Annotated in this window: 19 protein-coding genes; 14 read left to right on the top strand and 5 right to left on the bottom strand. The window is 61.7% G+C overall.

Annotated features, from left to right (window positions below):
- Positions 1-26 precede the first annotated feature (26 nt).
- The 10 genes from NKG60_RS30065 to NKG60_RS30020 all read left to right on the top strand — a co-directional run bounded on the left by NKG60_RS30065 (position 27) and on the right by NKG60_RS30020 (position 9,913).
- Positions 27-1,514 (top strand): DegQ family serine endoprotease, encoded by a 1,488-nt coding sequence (locus NKG60_RS30065; RefSeq protein ID WP_352670788.1) that lies wholly within the window; start codon positions 27-29, stop codon positions 1,512-1,514.
- A gap of 43 nt (positions 1,515-1,557) precedes the next feature.
- Positions 1,558-2,868, top strand: a complete 1,311-nt coding sequence (locus NKG60_RS30060) for a replication-associated recombination protein A (RefSeq protein ID WP_352469154.1) — start codon at positions 1,558-1,560, stop codon at positions 2,866-2,868.
- 136 nt (positions 2,869-3,004) lie between these two features.
- Positions 3,005-3,835, top strand: a complete 831-nt coding sequence (locus NKG60_RS30055) for an aspartyl/asparaginyl beta-hydroxylase domain-containing protein (protein WP_352670786.1) — start codon at positions 3,005-3,007, stop codon at positions 3,833-3,835.
- A 31-nt stretch (positions 3,836-3,866) separates the two neighbouring features.
- On the top strand, positions 3,867-4,253 hold the full coding sequence (gene crcB, locus NKG60_RS30050; RefSeq protein WP_352670783.1) for a fluoride efflux transporter CrcB: 387 nt from the start codon (positions 3,867-3,869) through the stop codon (positions 4,251-4,253).
- A 29-nt stretch (positions 4,254-4,282) separates the two neighbouring features.
- Positions 4,283-4,738 carry a fluoride efflux transporter CrcB gene (crcB, locus tag NKG60_RS30045; RefSeq protein WP_352869468.1) on the top strand — a complete coding sequence of 152 codons (456 nt, stop codon included), beginning with the start codon at positions 4,283-4,285 and terminating at the stop codon, positions 4,736-4,738.
- Positions 4,735-5,073, top strand: a complete 339-nt coding sequence (locus tag NKG60_RS30040; RefSeq protein ID WP_254817158.1) for a DUF190 domain-containing protein — start codon at positions 4,735-4,737, stop codon at positions 5,071-5,073. Before crcB (NKG60_RS30045) ends, NKG60_RS30040 begins: the two co-directional genes overlap by 4 nt.
- Before the next feature lie 62 nt (positions 5,074-5,135).
- Positions 5,136-6,116, top strand: coding sequence for an RluA family pseudouridine synthase (locus tag NKG60_RS30035; protein ID WP_352670778.1), 981 nt, complete (start codon positions 5,136-5,138; stop codon positions 6,114-6,116).
- 68 nt (positions 6,117-6,184) lie between these two features.
- Positions 6,185-7,042, top strand: a complete 858-nt coding sequence (locus NKG60_RS30030) for a DMT family transporter (protein WP_502912351.1) — start codon at positions 6,185-6,187, stop codon at positions 7,040-7,042.
- A 2-nt stretch (positions 7,043-7,044) separates the two neighbouring features.
- On the top strand, positions 7,045-7,836 hold the full coding sequence (locus tag NKG60_RS30025) for an ATP12 family chaperone protein (RefSeq protein WP_352670772.1): 792 nt from the start codon (positions 7,045-7,047) through the stop codon (positions 7,834-7,836).
- Between the two features lie 187 nt (positions 7,837-8,023).
- Positions 8,024-9,913 (top strand): MFS transporter, encoded by a 1,890-nt coding sequence (locus NKG60_RS30020; protein ID WP_352670769.1) that lies wholly within the window; start codon positions 8,024-8,026, stop codon positions 9,911-9,913.
- 86 nt (positions 9,914-9,999) lie between these two features.
- Here NKG60_RS30020 and NKG60_RS30015 read toward each other — a convergent pair whose 3' ends face one another.
- Positions 10,000-10,194, bottom strand: coding sequence for a DUF2735 domain-containing protein (locus NKG60_RS30015; protein ID WP_352451032.1), 195 nt, complete (start codon positions 10,192-10,194; stop codon positions 10,000-10,002).
- 319 nt (positions 10,195-10,513) lie between these two features.
- Between NKG60_RS30015 and NKG60_RS30010 the strand changes: the two genes are divergently transcribed.
- Positions 10,514-11,554 carry a glutamine synthetase beta-grasp domain-containing protein gene (locus tag NKG60_RS30010; RefSeq protein WP_254817165.1) on the top strand — a complete coding sequence of 347 codons (1,041 nt, stop codon included), beginning with the start codon at positions 10,514-10,516 and terminating at the stop codon, positions 11,552-11,554.
- Positions 11,555-11,675: 121 nt separating this feature from the next.
- Here the strand turns inward: NKG60_RS30010 and glnA are convergent, their stop codons facing one another.
- The gene (glnA, locus tag NKG60_RS30005; protein ID WP_254817166.1) at positions 11,676-13,085 is read right to left on the bottom strand and encodes a type I glutamate--ammonia ligase; all 1,410 of its coding nucleotides are present in this window, start codon (positions 13,083-13,085) and stop codon (positions 11,676-11,678) included.
- 53 nt (positions 13,086-13,138) lie between these two features.
- On the bottom strand, positions 13,139-13,477 hold the full coding sequence (locus NKG60_RS30000) for a P-II family nitrogen regulator (protein WP_019857988.1): 339 nt from the start codon (positions 13,475-13,477) through the stop codon (positions 13,139-13,141).
- 363 nt (positions 13,478-13,840) lie between these two features.
- Between NKG60_RS30000 and NKG60_RS29995 the strand changes: the two genes are divergently transcribed.
- Positions 13,841-15,379: an NAD(P)H-hydrate dehydratase gene (locus tag NKG60_RS29995; RefSeq protein WP_352670765.1), complete on the top strand. Its 1,539-nt coding sequence runs from the start codon at positions 13,841-13,843 to the stop codon at positions 15,377-15,379.
- Positions 15,376-17,382, top strand: a complete 2,007-nt coding sequence (locus tag NKG60_RS29990; RefSeq protein WP_352869465.1) for a hypothetical protein — start codon at positions 15,376-15,378, stop codon at positions 17,380-17,382. Before NKG60_RS29995 ends, NKG60_RS29990 begins: the two co-directional genes overlap by 4 nt.
- A gap of 42 nt (positions 17,383-17,424) precedes the next feature.
- Here the strand turns inward: NKG60_RS29990 and NKG60_RS29985 are convergent, their stop codons facing one another.
- The gene (locus NKG60_RS29985) at positions 17,425-18,495 is read right to left on the bottom strand and encodes a M48 family metallopeptidase (RefSeq protein ID WP_352670760.1); all 1,071 of its coding nucleotides are present in this window, start codon (positions 18,493-18,495) and stop codon (positions 17,425-17,427) included.
- Between the two features lie 6 nt (positions 18,496-18,501).
- Complete coding sequence (locus tag NKG60_RS29980; RefSeq protein ID WP_352670757.1) at positions 18,502-20,034, bottom strand: acyl-CoA carboxylase subunit beta; 1,533 nt, start codon at positions 20,032-20,034, stop codon at positions 18,502-18,504.
- A gap of 387 nt (positions 20,035-20,421) precedes the next feature.
- Here NKG60_RS29980 and NKG60_RS29975 point away from each other — a divergent pair, with 387 nt between their 5' ends.
- Complete coding sequence (locus NKG60_RS29975; RefSeq protein ID WP_352670755.1) at positions 20,422-21,858, top strand: DEAD/DEAH box helicase; 1,437 nt, start codon at positions 20,422-20,424, stop codon at positions 21,856-21,858.
- The last annotated feature ends 172 nt before the right edge of the window (positions 21,859-22,030 follow it).

Below are 22,030 nucleotides of genomic sequence, written 5' to 3'. Positions count from 1 at the left end.
ATGGCGCCCGACTTGGAGGATTCGGAATGCGCGTTAAACGGCTGTCCCTTGTTCTGATCTGCGCCTTGATGGCGTTGGCCATCGTCCCGGCGGCCAGGCACGCGCTGGCGGAGGAGACCAAGCCAGATCCTGGTCTGTCCGACGTACTGACCGATCTGCTGCATGGCGTCGAAGGCGAAAACGCCACTTCTGGCCCCGACAAGCGCGTGCCGTTCGGCCGCGAGGAGGTACAGCTGTCCTTCGCGCCGCTGGTCAAGCAGACGGCCCCGGCCGTGGTCAATGTCTACGCCTCGCAGACCGCCAAGGTGACGTCGCCCTTCGACGGCGATCCGTTCTTCGAGGAGTTCTTCGGGCGCTCGCAGCCGCGCGCGCAGTCTTCGCTCGGTTCGGGGGTGCTGGTCGATCCCACCGGCGTCGTGGTCACCAATTTCCATGTCGTCAAGGACGCTGACCAGGTCAAGGTCGCGACCGCCGACGGGCGCGAATTCGACAGCAAGGTGCTGCTCAAGGATGAGACGCTCGACCTCGCCGTGCTCAAGATTTCTTCTGACAAGCCGTTCCCGGTGATCGCCATCGGCGATTCCGACGCGCTCGAGGTCGGCGACCTGGTGCTGGCGATCGGCAATCCGTTCGGGGTCGGCCAGACCACCACCAGCGGCATCATTTCGGCGGTGGCGCGCAGCCATATCGGCGTCTCCGATTCCAGCTTCTTCATCCAGACCGACGCCGCCATCAACCCCGGCAATTCCGGGGGCGCGCTGGTCAACATGGGAGGGCAGCTGATCGGCATCAACACGGCGATCTATAGCCGTAGCGGCGGCTCGATCGGCATCGGCTTTGCTATCCCTTCGAACATGGTCCGCGCTTTCGCCGATGCTGCTAAGGCCGGGCTCGACTTCTTCGAGCGGCCGTATGCCGGCGCTGAGTTCGAGGCGGTGACGCCGCAGATTGCCGAATCGCTCGGCATGGACAAACCGACCGGTGCGCTGGTTTCTTCGGTCGAAGAGGCGGGACCCGCCGCCAAGGCAGGGCTCAAGCCTGGCGACGTGGTGCTGTCGCTCAATGGCAAGCCGGTCGAGAGCGTCGGGGCGCTGGACTACCGGATGGCGACGCTGTCGATTGGTACGAATGCCAGCTTCGGCGTTCTGAGCAAGGGTCAGCAAGCGACGATGGACATCGCTCTGGAACGGCCGCCCGAGGGCGCCAAGGCTGCGGAACTCACATTGCGCGGCCGCAGCCCGTTTTCCGGTGCCAAGGTTGCTGAACTGTCGCCACGGCTTGCGCAACGGCTCGGTCTGCGCACCGATGTCAAGGGCGTCACCGTGGTCGACATCAACCGCGATTCGCCCGCTGCCGATTTTGGATTCCAGCCGGGCGACATCGTGCGTGAGGTCAATGGCCTGACGATCGACAAGGCGGCGACCCTGGAACAGGTAGCCCAGCAGGATACGCGCTGGTGGCGCTTTACCGTCGAGCGCGGCGGGCAGATACTGCGCCAGGTATTGCGTTACTGAGCCCGACCGTCAGCATGATCGGGCTCCAGGCAGAAGAAGTTGCATGGCCGATCTGTTCAGTGTCGATGAACCGGAAAAGACGCCGCCCGGAAGGCCGCTGGCCGACCGTCTGCGCCCGAAGAACCTCGGCGAGGTCGTCGGCCAGGAGCATCTGACCGGACCCGACGGCGCGCTGACGCGGCTGATCGGCTCCGGCTCGCTCGGCTCGATGATCTTCTGGGGGCCGCCCGGTACCGGCAAGACCACGGTCGCACGGCTGCTTGCCGGCGAGACAAGCCTCGCCTTCGAACAGATCTCGGCGGTGTTTTCCGGCGTTGCCGACCTGAAGAAAGTGTTCGAGGCAGCGAAGCTGCGCCGCTCCAACGGCCGCCAGACACTGCTGTTCGTCGACGAGATCCATCGCTTCAACCGCGCCCAGCAGGACAGTTTTCTGCCCGTGATGGAAGACGGCACCGTCGTCCTGGTCGGCGCCACTACCGAGAACCCGTCCTTCGAGCTTAACGCCGCGCTGTTGTCTCGTGCGCGTGTGCTGGTCTTTCACTCGCTCGGCGAGGACAGCATCGCCAAGCTGCTGGCGCGGGCCGAGGAGGCAGAGGGTAGGGCGCTGCCGCTCGATGATGAGGCGCGGGCGATGCTCATCCGGATGAGCGACGGCGACGGCCGAGCGGCACTGACGCTCGCCGAAGAGGTCTGGCGCGCAGCGAAATCAAAGGAGGTGTTCGGCGCCGAGGCTTTGCAGCGCATCGTCCAGCGCCGCGCGCCGATCTACGACAAGGGCCAGGACGGCCATTACAATTTGATCTCCGCCTTGCACAAATCGGTGCGCGGCTCCGACCCCGACGCGGCACTCTACTATCTCGCCCGCATGTTCGACGCAGGCGAAGATCCGCTTTATCTCGGGCGCCGGCTGGTGCGCATGGCGATGGAGGATATCGGGCTGGCCGACCCGCAGGCGCTCGTCGTCGCAAACGCCGCCAAGGACGCCTATGACTATCTGGGCTCGCCCGAGGGCGAACTGGCCTTCGCCGAGGCGACCGTCTATCTCGCCACCGCGCCGAAATCCAATGCGGTCTACACCGCGTTCAAGGCCGCCACACAGGCAGCGAAGGAATTCGGTTCGCTGCTGCCGCCCAAGCACATTCTCAATGCGCCGACCAAGCTGATGAAACAGGAAGATTACGGCGCCGGCTATCGCTACGACCACGACGAGCCCGACGCTTTTTCCGGCCAGGACTATTTTCCGGAGAAGATGGGAAGGCAGACATTCTACGACCCGCCAGAGCGCGGCTTCGAGCGCGATATCCGGAAGCGGCTGGATTATTGGGCGAAGCTGCGTAGCGAGCGGGAAAAGTAGCTGCCGACCGCACAGTGGTGTGATCGCCGTTGTCTGGCGGGATAAAAAACCCTATCAAGATGCGCCTTCGGCCGGCGGACAGGCCAGAAACGTACCGACGATATTCAGAACGGAATCGCGCCTGGCGCGTGGAAAAATGACAAAAAAATCTCGCAAGACCCTTCGGAAGTTCGCCATAGCGATCCCGCTGCTGGCGCTCGGCTTCTATTTCATTCCCATCCTGACGACAATTTTCATTGTCCTCGGCCTGGTCGACGTGTTGCGCAACGACAACAAGAACTGGGCCCTGTTCACTGGTTATTTCCTCGGCAACGGCATCTTCACCTGGCTGCTTTCGCCCTTCAATCTGCTGGTCGATCTGCTGTGCTACAGAAACCGCGGTGTCTGGAAACTGGACCAGTTTCCTCCGGACTATGAGCGTGAGGTCAACGAGGTTCTGGACGTCTTCAAAGCGCGCAAGGACGAGATCATCGCCGATATCGACGCCAATTTCGGCAGCGGCCGGCGCGGCATGTATGTCTATCAGTGGTACGGCAAGCACAAGATCGACAACGTCGCCGAATTCAACAAGGATTTCAAATATATCAAGACCATCGCCGTGTCGGTGTTCAGGGGCAAGGAATCGACCTCCTGGCATTTCGGACCGCTGCGGCTCAGCCTGCGCATTCTCTACAATCTTCTCCCGGTGAAGGGCGAGGTTTTCGTCGAGTGCAACAACGCCAGGAACTACTGGCACGACAATCCGCTCTATATTTTCGACGACACGCTGCTGCACCGCTCGGTCAACGAATATGATGGGCGCCGCTACTGCGTGTTCATGGACATCATCCGGCCATCGCCATTCCCCGGCCTGATCGCCGCTCTTCTCGCCATCGTTTCGGTCAGCGTCGAGCGCATCAATACCATGTTCTACAAGAACTGGAAGATGATCGGCTCCAGCAAGCCGAAGAAGGCCGGAGCCGCCTGACACCGTGGTGTGACCGGCGCGAGGAAGCACGATGTATCATCTGTTGCTTGTCTGCCTTGGTGGCGCGATCGGTGCAATGGCCCGCTTCTTCCTGTCCGGCTTCGTCGCCCGCCGGGTCGGCGAGACCTTTCCCTGGGGCACGATGGCCGTCAACGTCTCGGGAGCGTTTGCAATCGGTGTCGTTGCGCATGCGGTGGCGCGCGACGGCATGCCCGCCATCTGGGCCTTTACCGTCACCGGCGGCCTCGGCTGCTACACCACGGTCTCCTCCTTCAGCCTGCAGACGCTGGCGCTGGCGCGCGACGGCGAATGGCTGCGCGCCGGCGGAAATGTGCTGCTTTCGGTTTTCCTGAGCCTCGGCGGCGTGACGCTGGGCTTTGCCGCGGGAAGTCTTCTGACTGGCAGCGGCGCGCCGTGAGCGGCCCGCGGAAGCTCCGCCCCGACGGGATGGCGAGGCATGCGGCGCACCTCATTGGCTGGCGCAGAAGGAACCAGACGGTTCGGCTCTATGCGACCGTGGCCGCAGGCAGCATGATCGGCGGCGTGCTGCGGGCGCTTGCCTCATTGGCGAGCACCGCCTTGTGGGGCACTGGATTTCCCTTCGGCACGCTCCTCGTGAACATCGTCGGCTCATTCCTCATCGGCTTCTACGCGACATTGACGGGACCGGATGGTCGCGTCTTCGCCGATCCGCTGCAGCGTCAATTCTTCATGGCCGGCTTCTGTGGCGGCCTGACGACCTTCTCCGCTTTCAGCCTTGAAACACTCACCCTCGCGCAAGGCGGGAGGCTTGTGGCGGCGGGACTCAATATCGCGATCTCCGTGGTGGCCTGGCTTGCCGCCGTCTGGCTTGGCCACATCTTTGCAGTTCGCCTCAACCGGCTGAGAGGGTCCAGGCAATGAAGATACCGACACAGGCACAATTGCTGCGCATATTTATCGGCGAAAACGACAAGGCAGATGGCCGTCCGCTGTATGAGGTCATCGTGCTGAGGGCCCGCGAAATGCAGATCGCCGGCGCGACCGTCCTGCGCGGCGCGATGGGGTTCGGCCATTCCAGCCGGCTTCACACCACGAAGATCCTCCGGCTGTCGGAGGATCTGCCACTCGTCATCGAGATCGTCGATGACGAGGAAAAATTGGCCGCTTTCCTGCCCGTGCTTGAAACAATCATGACAAGTGGTTTGATTACGCTGGAGAAAGTTCAGGTTCTGCAATATGGAACCGACAACGAATAACCGAGTGAGATTGCGGGTGCCGGCGAATGCCGTTGCATGCCTGCGAAACGGCGATTGGAATCATGGCAGGCGTTGAACAGATCACAGTGGACGCCGGCGAGGCGGGCATGCGTCTCGACCGCTGGTTCAAGAGCCATTTCCCCGGTCTCGGTTTCGGTCATCTGCAGAAGCTGCTGCGCTCCGGCCAGATCCGCGTCGACGGCGGCAGGGTGAAGGCCGATACCCGCGTCGAAGCCGGCCAGACCGTCCGAGTGCCGCCGCTCGAAGTCGACAAGAAAGGCGAAAGCCCGCTCACCGGTCATTCGATCCGCAACCAGGGCGACGCCGACGTTTTGGCCAAGATGCTGATCCATGAGGACCCGAAGGTCTTCGTCTTCAACAAGCCGGCCGGCCTGGCGGTCCAGGGCGGCTCTGGGGTCACCCGCAACGTCGACGACATGCTCGAAGCCTGGCGCAACCAGAAGGGCGAGAAGCCGCGTCTGGTGCACCGGCTCGACCGCGACACGTCGGGTGTGCTGGTTGTCGCTCGTACAAGGCTCGCCGCCATGAAGCTCGCCGAAGCGTTCCGGGCGCGTGAGACGAAGAAAACCTACTGGGCGCTGGTCAAGGGTGTGCCGCCGAAGCGCGAGGACAAGATCTCGACCTGGCTGATCAAGGAACCGACGCCCGACGGCGATCGCGTGCGCATCGCCAAGCATGGCGAAAAGGGCGCCGACCACGCCGTGTCCTATTACCGCATCGTCGAGCAGGCGGCGCAGACCCTGTCCTGGCTGGAGATGGAACCCTATACCGGACGCACCCATCAGCTCCGCGTCCATGCCGCCCATATCGGTTGCCCGATCATCGGCGACCCCAAATATTTCGAGGCCGACACCAATTGGGATTTTCCAGGCGGCATGCAGAACCGCCTGCATCTGCACGCGCGCCGCATTATCATCCCGCATCCCGATAAGGGCTTTGTCGACGTCACCGCACCGATGCCGCCGCACATGCGTCAGAGCTGGAACCTGCTCGGCTTTGACGAGCAGAGTGCCGAGGACTAGCGCTGGTGGGCGTCGCCACAGAAACCCTCGACCGCCGTGACGCGGTCGATCTGGCGGCAGCCGCCATCATGGTCGGGCTGACGTTTTCCTGGGGGCTCAACTACGTCGCTGCCAAGATCTCGTATGCGGGCTACGACCCTGTTTTCCTGTCCATCGCCCGCTCGATGATCGGCGGCCTGTGTGTTTTCGGCTGGTGCCGCTGGCGCGGCATTGCGCTGTTCACGCCCGACAAGACCCTCGTCGCCGGCATTCTGGCGGGCGCGCTTTTCGGTCTCGAGTTCCTGTTTCTCTATGTCGGGCTCGAGCACACTACCGTTGTGCGCAACACCTTGCTGGTCAACACCATGCCCTTCTGGATGCTGGTGGGCGGCCATTTCCTGCTGGGCGAAAGCATCACGGCACGCAAGCTCGTTGGTCTTCTGCTCGCTTTCGCCGGACTGGTCGCGGTGTTTTCCGACAAACTGAGCGCCAATGGCGGCGCAACATTGAGCGGCGATTTGCTCAGTCTCGGCGCCGGCATTCTGTGGGCCGTGACCAATATCGTCATCAAGCGGTCGAAGCTGGTGACGGCCAGCGCCGAAAAGCTGCTGCTCTATCAACTGGCCGGGGCCGCCGTCGTCGGCATTTTGGTGATGCCTTTTGCCGGACCGCCCGTCCGCAGCTTTGCCCTTCTGCCAACCTTGGCTCTGCTGTTCCAGGCCGTCTACGTTGTCGCGTTCACCTATGTGCTATGGTTCTGGCTGCTGCGGCGCTACCCGGCATCTGGACTGTCGAGCTTCACCTTCCTGTCGCCGGTGTTTGGTGTGCTGTGCGGCGCCGTGTTCTTGAACGAGCCGCTGACCGTTCGTATCTTCCTGGCACTCGCCCTGATCGCCGCCGGACTCATCATCGTCAACCGGCCGGCCCGAAAACAAAGCCCCGGATGAGCATGCGCGATATATTGAACGACCTCGAAGCTGGAAAACAGCTCTCTGATCCGGACCCGGTGCGTCGCGCCCAGATCCAGATGAAGACGCCGCTGCCGAAGCGCTTCTACAAGATCGTCGCGGTAGCACCGGTCGAAGACGGTTTTGCCGTCCATCTCGATGGCAAGCCGGTCCGCACGCCGGCCAAGGCGCTGCTGGCGCTGCCGACCGAAAAAGCGGCTGCTCTCGTTGCCGAGGAATTCGCCGCACAGGAGGAGACCATCGACCCGGTGACGATGCCGGTGATGCGTCTGGTCAATACGGCAATCGATGGCGTCGCCAGTGATCCCCAGGCGGTGCTGGAGGACATCCTGCGCTTCGCCTCATCCGATCTGCTCTGCTACCGCGCCGATACGCCCCAAGGGCTGGTCGACCGGCAGAACGAGCATTGGGATCCGGTCATCGACTGGGTGCGCAGCGCGCTCGGCGCCCGGTTCCATCTTGCCGAAGGCGTGATCCATGTCGAACAGCCGCGCGAGAGTATCGCGCTGCTTGGCCAGCATCTTGCCCAACGTGCCGATCCGCTGCGCCTTGCCGCCATCCACGTCATGACGTCGCTGACCGGTTCGGCGCTGCTGGCGCTGGCCGTCGACTTCGGCGAGCTCGGCGGCGAGGCGGCCTGGGCTGCCGGTCATGTCGACGAGGACTGGCAGGCCGAGCAATGGGGCCATGATGCCGAGGCCGTCGCGCGCCGAGCGGCCCGCAACCGCGACATGATGGCGGCGGTCAAGCTGCTCGAAGCTCTCAAAGGCTGACGGCACCGTCGTTTCTATTTCGCACTGCACATTAGACCAAAGTCATAATCCCAAAGACGGTCTGCCTCTGGACGGCGCTTTCTGTCATTTTTTGCACCGGTGGCTGCACTGAGTCTGCGTTGCGAGGAAACGCGGACGATGACCCGCAGCATCGAGGGCTGACGGAATCACACGGGAGGATACGCTCATGGCAATGGCATCGACCGCCGGCAAAACAAGCCGCGGCATGACGCGCGAGGAGAAGAAGGTCATCTTCGCTTCCTCGCTCGGCACCGTTTTTGAATGGTACGATTTTTATCTCTACGGCTCGCTGGCAGTGTTCATTGGTTCGACTTTTTTCAGCCCAACCATCCCGGAAGCGACGCGCAATATCTTCGCGCTGCTGGCTTTCGCTGCTGGCTTCCTCGTGCGTCCGTTCGGCGCATTGCTGTTCGGCCGCATCGGCGACCTTGTCGGCCGTAAATACACCTTCCTTGTCACCATGACGATCATGGGCCTGTCGACCTTCCTGGTCGGCTTGCTGCCTGGCTATGCGACTTTGGGCATCGCCGCTCCCGTGATCCTGATCATCTTGCGCATGTTGCAAGGCCTGGCGCTCGGTGGCGAGTATGGCGGTGCCGCCACCTATGTCGCCGAACATGCACCCGACGATCGCCGCGGCTACTACACGTCGTGGATACAGACGACGGCAACGCTCGGCCTGTTCCTGTCGCTGATCGTCATCCTAATCGTCCAGGGGTCGATGACCAAGGAAACCTATGCCGCCTGGGGCTGGCGCATTCCGTTCATCGTTTCCTTCCTCCTCCTCGGCATTTCGATCTGGATCCGGCTGTCGCTTTCTGAATCGCCGACCTTCCAGCGCATGAAGGACGAAGGCAAAGGCTCCAAGGCGCCGCTGTCAGAAGCCTTCGGTCAGTGGAAGAACGCCAAGATCGCGCTGCTGGCGCTGCTCGGCCTCACAGCCGGTCAGGCCGTCGTTTGGTACAATGGCCAGTTCTACGCGCTGTTCTTCTTGCAGAACGTGCTCAAGGTCGATCCGCAATCGGTCAACATCATGATCGCGATTGCTCTGGCTGTTGGCTCGATCTTCTTCGTCGTGTTCGGCTGGCTCTCCGACAAGATCGGCCGCAAGCCGATTATCATGGCTGGCCTTGCACTGGCGATCGTCTGCACATTCCCGTTGTTCAAGGCGCTGACCTGGGCAGCCAACCCGGCGCTCGCCACCGCGCAGCAGAACACCCGTGCGACGGTGACCGCGGCACCGGGAGACTGCAAGTTCCAGTTCAACCCGGTGGGCACGGCGAAGTTCACCACGTCCTGCGATATCGCCACCTCGTTTCTGACCAAGAACTCGGTACCTTATGACGTTGTGGCCACGGCAGCGCCCGGCAGTGCTGCGTCGGTCAAAATCGGCAATGAGACGGTTGAATCGTATGACGCGACTGCAGCCGGCGATCAAGCCAAGGCCAAGGACGCTGTTTTCGCCAAGGCGGTAAACACGGCGCTTCAGGACGGCGGCTATCCGCTGAAGCGGGCAGCGGCCAAGGTGCCGGACCAGAAGCTCGAGGCGTTCATTGCGGCCAATCCCGAGCTGAAGCTCGATGCGACGGCCATTCGCGCCGGAGACAAGGCGACGGTTCCGACCGAGCAGGCGATCAAAGACAAGCTGCTGACTGCCGATGAGGCTGCGGGAGCTCCCGAAGTCACCGTCTACACCATACCGGGCGGCGGGCCTTTCGCCATGTTTGCCGACCCGGCGGCGGTCAACTGGCCGATGACGATTGCCATCCTGTTCATCCTCGTCGTCTTCGTGACGATGGTCTACGGGCCGATTGCCGCGATCTTGGTCGAGATGTTCCCGACCCGCATCCGCTACACCGGCATGTCGCTGCCCTATCACATCGGCAATGGCTGGTTCGGCGGGCTGCTGCCGGCGACGGTGTTCGCGCTCAGCGCCTACAAGGGCGATATCTACTACGGTCTCTGGTACCCAGTGGTGATCGCGGCGATGTCGCTGATCATCGGCATGATCTTTGTCAGGGATACGCTCGGAACGGACCTGCACACCAAGCAGTAGCCGGCCTGTCCCGGTTCAAAGCAAAGCCCGGCGCGAGTGATCGCGCCGGGCTTTTTCAAATTATCGAGTGCATGGAAGGCAAGGGCTTAGCTCTTCCGATCCTGGTTCGCTTCCTCGATCGCTGCTTCATGATACCAGGCACTTCCGAAATCCGTGCGGTTGCGCAACGAAGCAAGTTCTGCCGCGAACTTAGCCTTTCCGCTTAAATTTGAGGCAGACGCGCGCGCTGCCACCGGGAACATCAGGATTTTGGCCGACTGACGAGTGGAAGTGATTTCCATTGTCGGTTTCCTTTCTTCGGCACAACCTTGCCGATTCAACCTTCCCTCAAGATAGGTTCCGCAATCGAATTAGGCAACATGATCATAAAAAGACCAGTAGATGCACATTATTTATGCAAACTATGCCTGTGAGCGATCCGGGCGCACCATTGCAGCTGCCCAGCAATTTTGCGCCGATGCGACCTCACTTTTGCCGCACCGTTCGCCAGCCAGAATGGCACACGAATTGCATTTTATTAATTCGGCAGGTCGGCTGCTGGATAGGCCGGCTCGCCCCGGCGCCATCCAGGGTTCGGTGATCAAGCAACGAGAGGCTAGAATGACGAAATACAAGCTCGAGTACATTTGGCTCGATGGATACACCCCGGTTCCCAATCTTCGCGGAAAGACGCAGGTCAAGGACTATGCCGAGTTTCCGACACTCGACCAGCTTCCGCTGTGGGGCTTCGACGGTTCTTCGACCATGCAGGCCGAGGGCCACAGCTCCGACTGCGTTTTGAAGCCGGTCGCCGTCTATCCGGATCCCGCCCGCACCAATGGCGCGCTCGTCATGTGTGAGGTCATGATGCCGGACGGCGTGACGCCGCATGCGTCCAACAAGCGCGCCACCATTCTCGACGACGAGGGCGCCTGGTTCGGCTTCGAGCAGGAATATTTCTTCTACAAGGACGGCCGTCCGCTCGGCTTCCCCGAGAGTGGCTATCCGGCGCCGCAAGGCCCGTACTACACCGGCGTCGGCTACAGCAATGTCGGCTCCGTCGCCAGGCAGATCGTCGAGGAGCATCTCGACCTTTGCCTTGCCGCCGGCATCAACCATGAAGGCATCAACGCCGAGGTGGCCAAAGGCCAGTGGGAATTCCAGATCTTCGGCAAGGGCTCCAAGAAAGCCGCCGACCAGATGTGGATGGCGCGCTATCTGTTGCAGCGCCTGACCGAGAAGTACGGCATCGACATCGAATATCACTGCAAGCCGCTCGGCGACACCGATTGGAACGGCTCCGGCATGCATGCCAACTTCTCGACCGCCTATATGCGCGAAGTCGGCGGCAAGGGCTATTTCGAGGCGCTGATGGCAGCCTTCGACAAAAACCTGATGGATCACATCGCCGTCTATGGGCCGGACAACGACAAGCGTTTGACCGGCAAGCACGAGACCGCGCCGTGGAACAGGTTCAGCTACGGCATCGCCGACCGCGGCGCTTCGATCCGCGTGCCGCATTCCTTCATCAACAACGGCTACAAGGGCTATCTCGAGGATCGCCGTCCGAACTCGCAGGGCGACCCCTACCAGATCGCCTCGCAGATATTGAAGACGATCGCCTCCGTCCCGACCAGCGCCGAGGTTTCGGCCGCGGCTTGAGAATGCGTTCACGGCGCGGACCTCGGGTGTCTGCGCCGTGAGCTTCTTTCCCATCGCCATCGCATAGAAAAAACCCCGGCGTCTCCGCCGGGGTTTTTCTATGTGACTATAAGGTTCCGGATCACACCGAGTAATACATATCGTACTCGACCGGATGTGGGGTCATTTCGAAGCGCATCACCTCGGCCATCTTGAGCTCGATATAGCTGTCGATCTGGTCGTCGTCGAAAACGCCGCCGGCCTTAAGGAAGCCGCGGTCCTTATCGAGGCTCTGCAGGGCTTCGCGCAGCGAGCCGCAGACGGTCGGGATCTTCTTCAATTCCTTCGGCGGCAGGTCGTAGAGATCCTTGTCCATCGGCTGTCCCGGGTGGATCTTGTTCTTGATGCCGTCGAGGCCGGCCATCAGCATGGCGGCGAAGGCAAGATAGGGGTTCGCGCCGGGATCGGGGAAGCGGACCTCGACGCGCTTGGATTTCGGCGACGAGCCGAACGGAATGCGGCACGATGCCGAGCGGTTGCGTGCCGAATAGGCGAGCAGCACCGGCGCTTCATAGCCCGGCACCAGGCGCTTGTAGGAATTGGTCAGCGGGTTGGTGAAGGCGTTGATCGCCTTGGCATGTTTGATGATACCACCGATGTAGAACAGGCAGCTCTCGGACAGCCCGGCATATTCGTTGCCCGCGAAAGTCGGCTTGCCTTCCTTCCAGATCGACTGGTGGACGTGCATGCCCGAGCCGTTGTCGCCGAACACCGGCTTCGGCATGAAAGTGGCCGTCTTGCCGTACGCGTTGGCGACCTGGTGCACGACATATTTGTAGATCAGCATCTTGTCGGCGTTGCGGACCAGCGTGTCGAACTTGATGCCGAGCTCGTGCTGGGCGGCGGCCACTTCGTGGTGGTGCTTTTCAACGCGCACGCCCATTTCTGCGAGCACGGTGAGCATTTCCGAGCGCATGTCCTGTGCCGAATCGATCGGCGGCACCGGGAAATAGCCGCCCTTGATGCGCGGCCGGTGACCGAGATTGCCGGTCTCGTAGTCGGTGTCGTCATTGGACGGCAGTTCGGTGGAATCCAGCCTGAAGCCGGTGTTGTAGGGATCGGCCTTGTACTTGACGTCGTCGAACACAAAGAACTCGGCTTCAGGACCGACGAAGATCTGGTCGCCGATGCCTTCGGCCTTCATGTAGGCCTCGGCCTTCTTGGCGGTGCCGCGCGGGTCGCGGTTGTAGGATTCTCCCGAGATCGGATCGAGAATGTCGCACAGGATGACCATGGTCGACTGGGCGAAGAACGGGTCCATATGCACCGTATCCGCATCTGGCATCAGCACCATGTCGGACTCGTTGATTGCCTTCCAGCCGGCGATCGAGGAACCGTCGAACATGACGCCATCGGCAAACATGTCTTCCTCGACCTCGACGACATCCATCGTAACGTGCTGCAGTTTGCCCTTCGGATCGGTGAAGCGCAGATCAACGAACTTCACGTCGTTGTCTTTGATCTGCTTCATGATGTCTTTGGCTGTCGTCATGTCCCTGCTTCCCTATGTGATGACGTTTGAACGTGGCCTTTTAACGGGAAAATTCAGACGGCGTCCATGCCGGTTTCGCCGGTGCGGATGCGCACCACTTCCTCGATGTTCGAGACGAAGATCTTGCCGTCGCCGATACGGCCGGTCTGGGCCGCCTTGCGGATGGCTTCGATCGCGGCTTCGACCGCATCGTCGCCGAGCACGACTTCGATTTTTACCTTCGGCAGGAAGTCGACGACATATTCGGCGCCGCGATAAAGCTCGGTATGGCCCTTCTGGCGGCCAAACCCTTTGGCCTCGGTAACGGTGATGCCTTGCAGTCCGGCCTCCTGAAGCGCTTCCTTCACTTCGTCTAGCTTGAACGGCTTGATGATCGCTTCGATCTTTTTCATGTAAAAGTGGCCTCCACTGCCAAAAAAGACGGGTTGTGAGCCCCGCTTGCGCCTCAATCAAGCACGAACTGTGCCAATTGATGGGGTGCCGGGTGGGCTCACATGATTTGGATACCATGCTGCGCGGGAATGTGCATTCGCGTCATTCCCTGCGTCGGATGCGCCATGAACGCCGCGAGCCTACACACCGCTGGCCCCGTCGTCCGCACAAAAAATGGGCAGATCGGATATTTCATGGGCAGCTGTGGACCTGCGACTCGCCGCTCCGGGCATTGCCAATGTGTTTCACAACCTTCGTAGTTTGCGTCGGATCAAAAACTGGACAATGCTTCGGCAGATGATGTGCATGTCGCCTGATATTCCATGAGCAACGAACTTTTGTCTCCGGCGGAGATGGCCGAGGCCGATCGGCTGGCGATCGCGGCCGGGCCACTCGATGGCTTCGGCCTCATGCGGCGCGCCGGCGAAGCGGTTGCTGCCGTGGTCCTGGCCCGCTATCCCCAAGCGAGGCGCGTCCATGTCCTGTGCGGCCCCGGCAACAATGGCGGCGATGGTTATGTCGTGGCGCAGCTGCTGGCCGAGGCGGGCCTCAATGTAGCGGTTTGGGCGGAAGGCAAGCAAAAACCCGGAAGCGACGCGGCGCTGGCTTCCGAGGCCTGCAACCTGCCGGTGAACCATCTGAATGATTTTCATCCTACGGCAGGCGAGGTTGTCGTCGACGCGCTTTATGGGGCCGGACTCTCGAAGAACCTTTCTCCTTACGCTCAGGCTGCTTCTGGGATTAGCGGAGCGGAGCAAGTGCCAGTCGTGTCGATCGATTTGCCCTCGGGCGTATCGGGCGAGACTGGGCAGATGAGTGGGTATTTCGCCGCCGCTGTGACGGTGACTTTCGTGCGAAAAAAGCCCGGCCATCTTCTAATGCCGGGGCGCAGCGTGTGCGGCGAGATCATCGTCGCCGATATCGGCATTCCGGATGGGATCATCGATCAGCTCAAGGTCACGGCGTTCGAGAACACACCGGAACTTTGGCTGCGATGGTACTTCCCGAGAACGGCTGTCGATTCGCATAAATACAAGCGTGGCCATGTTGCTGTCTTTTCTGGCGGGCCGAGGTCCACTGGGGCCGCGCGGCTGTCAGCTCTGGCTGCAACTCGGATTGGGGCGGGGGCAGCGACCGTCCTTTCGCCAGGGAGTGCCATGCAGGTGAACGCCGCGCATTTGACGTCGATCATGTTGCGCAAGACCGACACAATTGCAGATATCGACGAGTTCGTAAGCGAGCGCCGGCCATCGGCATATGTGCTCGGCCCCGGATTTGGCATTGGCGACAAGGCCCGCGACTTTACCTTGCGGTTGCTAGCACAAGACAGTCTTTATGACAGGCAACGCAGAATCGATTTGGGTGGCATTGTGCTCGACGCCGATGGTATCACCGCGTTTCGCGACGAGCCTGCAATGTTATTCGAGGCGGCAGGCCGTGTCGGAGCGCCACCATTAATTATGACGCCGCACGAAGGAGAGTTTGGCCGATTGTTTCCGGACATCGCCAGCGACAAGAAAAGCTCCAAACTGACCAAAGCGCGAGTGGCTTCCAAGCTTGCGAATGCAGTCATCGTCTACAAGGGTGCCGACACCGTGATCGCGGCACCCGACGGCAGGGCCGCGATCAATGCCAACGGTGCGCCGTGGCTAGCCACGGCTGGCTCAGGTGATGTTCTGTCGGGGATCGCGGCCGGATTGCTGGCGCAAGGCATGGCGGCCTTCCAGGCGGCCTGCGCGGCGGTCTGGATCCACGCCGAGGCCGGCCGTCGTTTCGGGCCCGGCTTGATCGCCGAGGATCTACCGTCGGCTCTGGTGCCAGTGCTGCGGGAATTGATCGAAAGCCAGCCGGACCTTCGATGAGACGCATTGCACTCCTTTTCACCACGCTCGTCATGGCCGCTTTGGCGACACTGTCGGCGAATGCAGCTGAGCAGCCGGTGACCATCGTCGATGATCCAGCGATCCTTGCTGCTCTCGATGCCAAGGGCTTTGGCTTCGCCGGCATTTTCGGCGCCGATGGCAAGGGCGATTTGAAGACGCTTTATGAGAAGGCTCCGGCCTACCACGCGATCGTCGAAACGGTTGCAAGCGACGTCGCGGCGTTGCGGGCCGAGATGAAGGCCGGCGGCCGGCCGCTTTACGAGGTGACCGACGGCAATGTCGGCCGCGTCATGGACATGCGCTGGCTGAGGACCGAGGCCGCACGCTTCCGCCTCGTCGGCGTGGTCAACCGGCTCGACCGGCGCGACTTCGCCGCGCTGAAAGGCGACGGGAGTTGCGGCGAAGTGCGCTTCATCTATCGCCTCGCCTACAGCTTCAAGAAGAACGGCAAGGTTTTGGCCTCGCGCCTGCCGTTCAATTTCAGTGCCGTCTACAATGCCGCGCCGGATGCCGATGGCGGTTGTGTCGGCGTCGCCGGACGCTGGGCACCACAACTCGACGAGAGCGTCGATGCCGGCTGGCTGATCGGCGGGCCGCTGGAAAGAGCGGCGCTCACCTTCAAGCAGCTCGAGCTCAATGCGCAAGTGGTGCGCTTCCCCTCCGGCCAGGAGACCGAATTCGGCGGGCAGGCTGCCTATCTCATGCGAATTTTCGGTATCAACGGAGCGGCCGTCAGCGAAAAGCCGCTGGAAAACACGCCCGACACAGCTCGTCTCACCGAAGACGCTGCCCTGAAAGGAAGACTTGCCGACTATGTCCGCACCAATGTCGCGGCGGTCGATCTCGGCGTCTACCAAATTCCCGACGAATTCCTGGCAAGGAAGGCCATCTCTTGGTCGACCTTCGGCAGTGCGAGGCAGGCCAACCACCTGTTCACGCCACTGTTCCAGTCCGCGGATTTCCCTGGTGTCGATTTCTCTGCGCTGAAGCTGGTGCGCACGCCGGAGGCGCTGGTCGAGCGACTGGACAACGGCGCCTGCCAGGGTTGCCACCAGGCGGGCTCGACCGCCGGCTTCCATTTCATCGGCCTGGATGACAAGACGACCTCGCCGCTCAACCGCATCGAGGTCGGCATCTCACCGCACCTCCACGCCGACATCCCGCGCCGCGTCGCCTGGCTGCACGCGACTGCCGACGGCAGGGAACCGAACCGTTTCCGCCCGCTGTCCTTCGCGCCGCCGGCGACATGGAACGACGCCGGCGAAATCGCCTATTCGCCGGCCGAAATGGCGATGCCGTGCTTCATGCCGGACGATGCGGCCCGCTTCGGCGCGATCTGGCAGTGCGGCGGCGGCACCGTCTGCACGCAGCTGGCGACCGCGTCCGGCGTGCGCACCAAGCTGGCGCAATGCCTGCTGCCCAAGGACAGCGAGAACATGTTTTCCGGCCACCCCTGTTTAACGGGATCCATCGCCAGCAACCCGGCACAGCCTTTCAATGACCGGTATACCATCACCGGTCAGTTCGCGGCGTTCGCGCCAAGCATTTCGCGCGCCGCCTATACCTGCCGACCGCCGAAGATCGGTGTGCCGGCGGGTATTGCCTATCGCGGCTGCGACGACCGGGATCGCAGCTTTGCCGCCTTCAAGACGGGCAAGCCGATGCCGAACGAGATTTGCGGGCTGGTTGGCGGCAAGAAATTCGACACCTGCGTGGCGACCAATAATTTCGAGCAGTGCCTCGGCGGCGCCCTCAACCGCGGCAATCGTCCTGCCTGCTCGGCCGACCATTTCTGCCGCGAGGATTACATGTGCCAGTCGCTGCCGCCCGATACACCCGGTATCGGCAAGGTGAAGGGCATCGGCTTCTGCTCGCCGACTTATTTTATCTTCCAGATGCGCATCGACAATCACGCCACGCCATGGTCGGGCGCTGTCCGCGCGACGAGTGGGGCCGGGTTCGGCGCGGCGGAAGAGGAGTAGGCCGCCGACTGGGCATTAGCCGCTGTAGTTCCAGGTCGATAGCTATCGATCGAGATAGTCGGCGATGTTCGATGCCCATTCGCCGTCGAAATGGCGGACATGTTCGGCTACCACCTCATCGCTCAGTAGGCTCGACAAGGCAGAAACCAGAACTGGTTCTATCTTTGGAGCCGAGCTAAATCCAAGAGCAGTCAAACGTTCGGACCAGGGCGGATGATCCGCGCTTTCGTTATCTGGCGCGTCCCAGGCCTTTTGCGCATATTCTTGCAGGATGGGAAGCCTCGACAGGTGACTGGCGGCCTCCAGAACTCTTTCAAGTGGTGGACGAGGCGGTACCATGGTGCCAAGCAGTTCACGTTTAAGCGGAATATACACTTGCTCATCGAAGAACGCACTGGCAGCACCGATCAGTAGCAGGGCGCGCGCCGTTTCATGTGCATCGCCGGACATCGCTGCATGACGATCAGCGTCAATTTCCGCCCGCCGCGACAACCGTACTTCTTCGCGCTCCAGCGTGCGCGACAGCGGGCCAAGCATCCAGTAGAACAGGCTGCCCGAAACGGTTTTTCCCGGTGGGGCGAAGTCGAAGATTAGATCGAAGCTCTTTTCGAGTTCGGCCAGGTTGAGCCCGCCATTTGTATCTTTATTTTTCAGATGGGCGTCCTCATGGGCCAAGATCGCCGAAAACCCCTTTTTGTCGGTCGCTGCGAGCAGCGGCAGGCCCACGGTGAGAATTGCCCTGCGACCAAGCAGGCCCAGAAACGGCCGCTCTTCACCGATGCTAGCGTTGAGATCGTCGCTCAGCACGATCGTCGTCCGGCTGGCGCGGTGTTTGCCGGCAACACTCTCCCAGACAGCCCACAATTTCGGGGCTGATTCCCGAGTAATCCCGTCCACCTTGCTGGGTCGAAAACCGGCGAACAATGTCCCGATCAACAGAACGATGGCCAGCATCGCGGCCGGGATTGCAACAACGCCAGCTGCGATCATGGCGAGCGGATGCCGGTCGAGCAACCAGAACCATAAGACTATTGGGCAGAACAGCGGCAGAGCAAAGAGCAGGATGGCAAACCTGCCGAAACGCGCTCCCACATAGAGGACCAGGCGCGACATCAACCCTCACAGCGGAATATTATCGTGCTTCTTCCAGGGGTTTTGCATATCCTTGTTGCGCAGCATCCTGAGCGCGCGGGCGATGCGGCGGCGGGTCGAATGCGGCATGATCACCTCGTCGACATAGCCGCGCTCGGCGGCAACGAAGGGTGACAGGAAGCGATCCTCGTAAGCTTTTGTGTGCGCTGCAATTTTCTCTGCGTCGCCGATATCCTTGCGATAGATGATCTCGACTGCGCCCCTGGCGCCCATCACCGCAATCTGCGCCGTCGGCCAGGCATAGTTCATGTCGCCTCGCAGATGCTTTGACGCCATGACGTCATAGGCGCCGCCATAGGCCTTTCTGGTGATGACGGTGATCTTTGGCACGGTCGCTTCGGCATAGGCGAACAGAAGCTTGGCGCCGTGCTTGATCAACCCGCCATATTCCTGCGCGGTGCCTGGCAGGAAGCCCGGCACGTCGACGAAGGTGACGATCGGGATCGAGAAGCAGTCGCAGAAGCGCACGAAACGCGCCGCCTTGCGGCTGGCATCCGAATCGAGCACGCCGGCCAGCACCATCGGCTGGTTGGCGACGAAGCCGACGGTGCGGCCCTCGATACGGCCGAAGCCGGTGACGATGTTTTTCGCAAAATTTTGCTGGATTTCGAAGAAGTCACCCTCGTCGGCAACTTTAAGGATCAACTCTTTGATGTCGTAGGGTTTGTTGGCATTGTCGGGGATCAGCCTGTCGAGCGACAGATCGTGATCGGTGACGGACTGGTAGCATTCGATCTCGGGAATTTCCGCCGTGTTGGAGGCGGGCAGCAGATCGACCAGCCGGCGCATCTGTAGCAATGCCTCGACGTCATTGTCGTAGGCTCCGTCGGCGATCGAGGACTTCGTCGTGTGGACGGAAGCGCCGCCGAGGCTTTCGGCGGTGACCGTCTCGTTGGTGACGGTCTTCACCACATCCGGCCCGGTGACGAACATGTAGGAGGTGTCGCGAACCATGAAGATGAAGTCGGTCATCGCCGGCGAATAGACGTCGCCGCCGGCACAAGGGCCCATGATCAGCGAAATCTGCGGGATGACGCCGGAGGCTAGAACATTGCGCTGGAAGATCTCGGCATAGCCGCCGAGCGCCGCCACGCCTTCCTGGATGCGGGCGCCGCCGGCGTCGTAAAGGCCGATGATCGGCGCGCGGTTGCGGAGCGCCATCTCCTGCACCTTGACCACCTTTTCGGCATGGGCCTCGGACAGCGAGCCGCCGAACACGGTAAAGTCCTTTGCAAAGAGGTACACTGGCCGGCCATTGACGGTGCCCCAGCCGGTGACGACGCCATCGCCGGCGATCTTGGTCTTCTCCATGCCGAAGTCGGTCGAGCGGTGCTCGACAAACATATCGAACTCCTCGAACGAGCCCTCGTCGAGAAAAACGTCTATGCGTTCGCGGGCGGTCAGCTTGCCCTTCTTGTGCTGGGCGTCGATGCGGGCCTGGCCGCCGCCCATGCGGGCGATCTCGCGGCGGCGCTCGAGTTCCTTCAGCACGTCCTTCATGACCGGTCCCCGAAACGGAAAGCTGGATTGTGGTAATCATGCCCGCGAGAGAGCGCAAGCGCCGCTTCCTCATGGCTTTTGCTGCGCTGCAGCATCGGGCCCCTTGCATTTCGATGGGAACTGGGCCATATGCGGCGGCATAGGCGCTTGGGCCGGGATAATCCGGCCTTCTCGACGAATGAGACTGGTTGCGTCTGTTTTCCCTCTTCCCGACAGATCGGCAAGGTGGCGAAAAAGCCCCGTGGCATGATGCCTGCGGGCACGACAGCGCAGCCGTGTGGACGATAACGTCCGCCCGCCTTGTCGTTTCATGACAATTTTCGACGGCAGGTTGCGCCCTGCCGCCATTGATGTTTGCGGCCAGGAGCCGCATGAAAGAAGAATATTTTGACCAATGAAAACACTTTGACCGGTAAGGACACTGGGACCGGTAAGGACACTGGGGAACTGAACGGTTTCGCCGCACTTGGAATTACCGGCGCACTGCTCAAGGCCACCAATGCCGCCGGCTTTACCGATCCGAAGCCGATCCAGGCCCAGGCGATCCCGCCGCAGCTCGAAGGCCGCGACATTTTCGGCATCGCGCAGACCGGCTCAGGCAAGACCGCGGCGTTCGCGCTGCCGATCCTGTCGAAGATCATCGCACTTGGCACCAAGCGCCGGCCAAAGACGGCCCGCGCACTGATCCTGGCGCCGACTCGCGAACTCGCCGTGCAGATCGAGGAGATGATCAAGCTGCTTGCCAAGGGCGCGCATGTCTCGACCGCGCTCGTACTTGGCGGCGTCTCGCGCTTCAGCCAGGTGAAGAAGGTTGCGCCCGGCGTCGACATCCTGATCGCAACCCCCGGCCGGTTGACCGACCTGGTGCGTGAAGGCGACCTCGTGCTTGCCGACACCAAATGGCTGGTGCTGGATGAAGGCGACCGCATGCTCGACATGGGCTTCATCAACGACGTCAAGCGCATAGCCAGGGCGACGGCGCCGGACCGTCAGACGGTGCTGTTCTCGGCAACCATGCCGGCCGAAATCGCCGAACTGGCGAAAGGCCTGCTGAAGAACCCGATTCGCGTCGAAGTCGCTCCTCACAGCACCGCGGCCGCCGAGATCGTGCAGGGCGTCGTCTTTGCCCGTACCAAGCAGAAGCGCCAGGTGCTGGCCAACATGCTTGCCGACGAGGCGATGAAGTCCGTCATCATCTTTTCGCGCACCAAGCATGGCGCCGACAGGGTGACCAAGGATCTCGAGCGCGACGGCTTCAAGGCCGCCGTCATCCACGGTAACAAATCGCAGAACGCCCGCCAGAAGGCGCTCAACGATTTCCGCGAAGGTTCGGTGCGCATTCTCGTGGCGACCGACATTGCGGCGCGCGGCATCGACGTGCCCGGCATCAGCCATGTGGTGAATTTCGACCTGCCGGACGAGGCGGAGAGCTATGTCCACCGCATCGGCCGCACCGGCCGCAACGGCATGGACGGCATCGCCGTCACACTCTGCGACCCGTCTGAAAACAGCAAGCTGCGTCAGGTCGAGCGCATCATCCGCACCAAGCTGCCGATCGTTGCCGACCATCTCGGCAGCCCCGATCCGCAGCGCAATCCCGCCGAGAAGAACGAGCGCAGCTTCGAACCGGCCAATGATCGCAACGACCACAATGGCCGCCGCGACGGCAGGCGGCCCGGCGGCGCAAACAACGGATTCGGCAAGAAGCGGTTCGGCGACAAGCCGGCCTTTGCAGGCGAGCGCAAGCCGGAAGGCGCCAAGCCCTTCAAGGGCAATAACAAGCGCCGCTTCGGCGGCAAGCGGCCGGCAGCGCGGGCCGCATAATTTGACCGCGTTGCAGTCGGCCAAGCCTGGCTTGGTCATTCACGATTGAAAAGGGGGGCCGGCGCGGAGGGGCCCGGGCCCCCAGGGGTTGGGGCGATGGGTGGAATTTAAACCAGTAGATTTTTAAAAAAAACCAGCCCCCCCGACCACAGAGCAAAACGGGGTCGCGGCT

This window comes from Mesorhizobium sp. M1428 (genome assembly GCF_040317515.1).
GTDB lineage: Bacteria > Pseudomonadota > Alphaproteobacteria > Rhizobiales > Rhizobiaceae > Mesorhizobium.
The sequence above is the reverse complement of the archived record's forward strand: the minus strand, read 5'-3'. Positions and strand labels throughout refer to the sequence as shown.